Below are 4,305 nucleotides of genomic sequence, written 5' to 3' on the forward strand. Positions count from 1 at the left end.
CGACAGAATAATGGTTTCCGGCAGGTTATCCAGTTATAGACACAAGATAGGCATTATCCTTAAAATATCACGCCGAATTTGGTTTTGTCAATTACTGTTAGGAAATAGACCGAAAAATGGCTGAATTGTTGAGAAGATTTAAACATGATTTTGACCATTAACGAACATATCAAGAGAGAGATTTAGCAACCATTAACTAAGTTTAGGGAAATGAACGACAATAGTCGCAACATCTGAATGAGCGCGAACAATTGTTTCTGGTTCTACCAAGCCGCTTCTAGAGAATCCGAAAGCCTGATTCTCATGACTGCCGGGAGTTAATAATAACAAATCATTAGTTTTGAGCATTCGGGAAACTTTCATAATAAAATTCCCTTGTATTTGTTGAACTGGGGTATCTTTACTTAGACCGAAGGATGAAAGATTTAAATCCACGGTCAGATAATCAGTCACCAATACCAATAAGTGTAATTTCGCTTTAATTTCTTCAGCGATCGCTTTAGTTATTTCCAGAGTTTGTTTAAATTCCCAAGAGGAAATTTCCCCTTGATTGAATACCATAAATACCCTCTCCGTATTTTCCAGAGGCTGAGGGAAGCGAGTAATCAAAACTGGCACAGGTGAACGCCTGATAATCTGATCAATTACGCTACCAAAGAAATTCTCTTGATAGGTTGAATACCCCTTCCAACCGCAAATAATCAGCGTCGCGTTGCGTTCGGTGGCACTACGAACAATTCCCCTGGATATAGCTGCATCAATTCTAGCAATAGACTCAACCTTAACCGTTGCGGCGTGAGCTATCTGTTCAGCCACAGACAATAAACGGCTTTGTTTAGTTTTAGCCGAGGAAGAAATATTACCGTTTTTGTCAGAAATCACATTAAGAGGTAATAGAGTACCTTTAGATTTTTTGACCAGCAAAATCGCCAATTGTAATAGGTTATCTTCTGTGCTAGGGTTAGCGACCGGAACTAATACCCTTTCCGACCAATTGCGCTGATTGTCGCCGTCTAATTTTTCGGCTGGTTTGACTAATTTACCCCAACGATTGACTATCCAGGGAGAAGCGATACAACTAAATAAAATCATGGCAATAACACCATTAACAGTTAACTCATCTACTAATTCAATATTAAAAGCTACCGTAATCGCCGCCAGAGTCGAAGCAGCTTGAGCTACAGACAGACCAAAGCAAACCATTTTCTCTGGAAACGGCCAGCCAAAAACTTTGCCGGAAGTCCAAGCGGCTGCATACTTGCTGATAAATTCTGCCACAATCATGACTACTGCGACTAAAAGAGAGCGAGGTTCTTTGATTAAAATTAGAGGGTCAATTAACATCCCTACAGAGATGAGAAAGAAGGGAATAAATAGGGTATTGCCAATAAACTGAATCCTGTTCATTAATGGACTCAAGTTAGGGATAATAGGAGTCAGAGCAATACCAGCCAAGAAAGCGCCAATAATGGGTTCAATTTCGATGAGTTGCGCTACATAGGAAGCTACTAATAATGTGGCGACAACAAAGGTAAATTCTGCGCCTTCGTCATGACCAAATTTTCGGAAAAACCAGCGACCAATTTTGGGAACTCCCCAGAGAGATGCGAAGGTATAAATGGTTAAAGCCGGAATTAAAAATAGCCAAAATTCTAGGGTTAAATCGCCGCGATGGGCTTTGACGACAACTGCTAAAACTAATAAGGCTAACACATTGGTAATTAAGGTTCCTCCTAGGGTGGCGGTTACGGAGGAAGCACGCATAATTCCCAGACGGTTTAAGATGGGTAAAGCTAGGAGAGTATGGGAAGCAAAACAAGAGGCTACTAAGATGGCAGCTAATACACTGTAACCCAGAGCCATCATGGCTATAGTTCCCAGTATCATCGGTAATAAAAAGGTGAGTAAACCGAAGCAAAAGGCTGACTTGGCATTTAGTTTGAGGTCGTCTAAGCTGGTTTCTAAGCCTGCTAGAAACATCAAGAATAACAATCCCACAGTCCCCAATAAAACTATGGTATTATCTCTGGCAAGTAACCCTATGCCATGGGGACCAATAATAACTCCGGCTAAGATTAATCCGACAATACCAGGTAGTTTTATGCGTTCAAATACTAGGGGAGCAATGAGCATCATCCCCATAATAATTAAGAAAACCGCTACGGGGTCCTGAATGGGTTGTGATAAAATTTGCGCGAGGGGAGTGGTCAGATTAATCATGGAAAACCCATCTACGTCTGTATTGATTAAGTATCCCAAAGTATCCATGAGTTAGTTCCCGGTAGAATTGCTTAGACTTATATAAAGGGAGAAAGATGCCAAGCCTCAGCCTGTCTCGCCGATCGCCCTAAAAGAGGGATTATAAAAGGTCCGTTACATAGACTATAGACTTATAGCATAATCTTGGGATTCTGACAATCCTATTTTTAGGGAAAGTAGTTAATCGAGAGGTGGTTAACTAAATCGGTTCGCCAAATGTGCTAATGTCTGCTACAAATTTAAGGGCGGACATTGATTACCCTAAAAATATGATTCGGCGTTTATTCCTACCTCTAGTGATTCTTTCCTGTTTCTTGTCTATCACCTTCGCAGCCTGTAGCCCCCAGGACGCGCCAACTACTCAAAATGACAAAAACCTTAAACTTCTCTATTGGCAGTCTCCTACTATCCTTAATCCTCACTTAGCGACAGGATTTAAAGACTTTGATGCGGCTAGGTTAGTGTATGAGCCTTTGGCGAGTTATGATCATAGCGATCGCCTGATTCCTCTTCTGGCGGCGGAAATTCCCAGTCGAGAAAATGGGAGTGTCGCAGCAGATGGAAAATCGGTAACTTGGAAATTGCGATCGGGTGTAACTTGGTCTGACGGCGAACCTTTCACCGCCAAAGATGTGGTTTTCACTTATAACTTTATTATGAACCCTGATGTAGGTTCATCTAGTGCTGAGGTTTACGCAGGTATTGAAAGCGTAGAAGCCCTAGATGATTACACCATCAAAATTACTTTTAAAAATATTACTCCGGGTTGGTCGGTTCCTTTTACTGGTCAAAGAGGCTTAATTCTCCCAGAGCATATTTTTGCTAGTTACAATAACTCTAATATTCGGTCCGCTAGGGCGAATAATCAACCCATTGGCACCGGACCCTATAAACTGGTAAGTTTTCAACCCGGAGACTTAGCCCTTTACGAAGCTAACCCCAATTATTGGGAGCCAGATAAACCCTTTTTTGAAAGAGTAGAAATTAAAGGGGGTGGTGATGCGACCTCAGCCGCTAGAGCCGTCTTACAAACGGGAGATTTTGATTATGCTTTTAACTTACAGGTAGAAGGTCATATTCTCCAACAGTTAGCAGCCGGAGGGAAAGGCAAAATTTTGGCGAATTTTGGGTCCTATGTGGAAAGGATTATGTTTAATTTTACCGACCCTAATCAAGCTACCGCAGATGGAGAACGTTCTAGTGTTCAATTCCCCCATCCCTTTTTTAGTGATAAACGAGTCCGACAAGCCTTTGATTTGGCTATAGACCGTGATACTATAGCTAATCAACTTTATGGAAAAACAGGTCGTCCGACCGCGCAATTAATAGTTATTCCAGCCGCTTATAGATCCAATCAAATTAACTATAGCCACGACCTAGAAAAAGCTAAAACTTTGTTAGATGAAGCTGGCTGGAAAGATACTAATAATAATGGTATCCGTGACCGAGATGGATTAGAAATGCGCGTGGTGTTTCAAACATCAGTTAATCCCGTGCGCCAGAAAACTCAAGAAATAGTTAAACAGTCTTTAGAGGCGATCGGGATAAGGGTCGAATTAAAAAGCATTGACCCGGGTATCTTCTTCTCTGGCGACCCCGCCAATACCGACACCATTAATCATTTTTATGCAGACCTCCAAATGTTAACTACAGGAAATGAAAGTCCCGACCCAGGACCTCACATGAAGTGGTGGACCTGTGGGGAAATTTCCCAAAAAGAAAATAATTGGCAACGACCTAATTATGCTCGTTATTGCAACCCTCAATATGACGAAATGTGGCGAAAAGCAACCACCGAACTAGACCCAGAAAAACGAGCCTTATTATTCCGTCAAATGGATGAGTTTCTACGGGAAGATGTCGCAGTAATGCCCATTGTTGAACGTGCGACTACTACGGGAATTAGTAATACTTTAACTGGTATTGAACCCTCCCCTTGGGATGCTAATACTTGGGATATTAAAAATTGGCAGCGCCAGTCAATTTAGTTAATCTAGCGCTTCTCATCTCTATGAAATACAGCCCTCACCCCAAACCCCTCTCCCA

The 4,305-nt window shown here is 41.7% G+C and carries 2 protein-coding genes; one reads left to right on the top strand and one right to left on the bottom strand.

The window, feature by feature from the left end:
- Positions 1 to 192 precede the first annotated feature (192 nt).
- A complete protein-coding gene (locus ACTIE0_RS09300; protein WP_006668815.1) occupies positions 193 to 2,268 on the bottom strand; it encodes a cation:proton antiporter domain-containing protein in 2,076 nt (691 codons plus the stop codon).
- Between the two features lie 215 nt (positions 2,269 to 2,483).
- Here ACTIE0_RS09300 and ACTIE0_RS09305 point away from each other — a divergent pair, with 215 nt between their 5' ends.
- Entirely contained in the window at positions 2,484 to 4,247 is a 1,764-nt protein-coding gene (locus tag ACTIE0_RS09305; protein ID WP_006668814.1) for a peptide ABC transporter substrate-binding protein, read from the top strand.
- Positions 4,248 to 4,305: the final 58 nt, after the last annotated feature.

Origin of the sequence: Limnospira sp. (genome assembly GCF_051859755.1) — a bacterium.
In the GTDB taxonomy this organism is placed as follows: domain Bacteria; phylum Cyanobacteriota; class Cyanobacteriia; order Cyanobacteriales; family Microcoleaceae; genus Limnospira; species Limnospira fusiformis.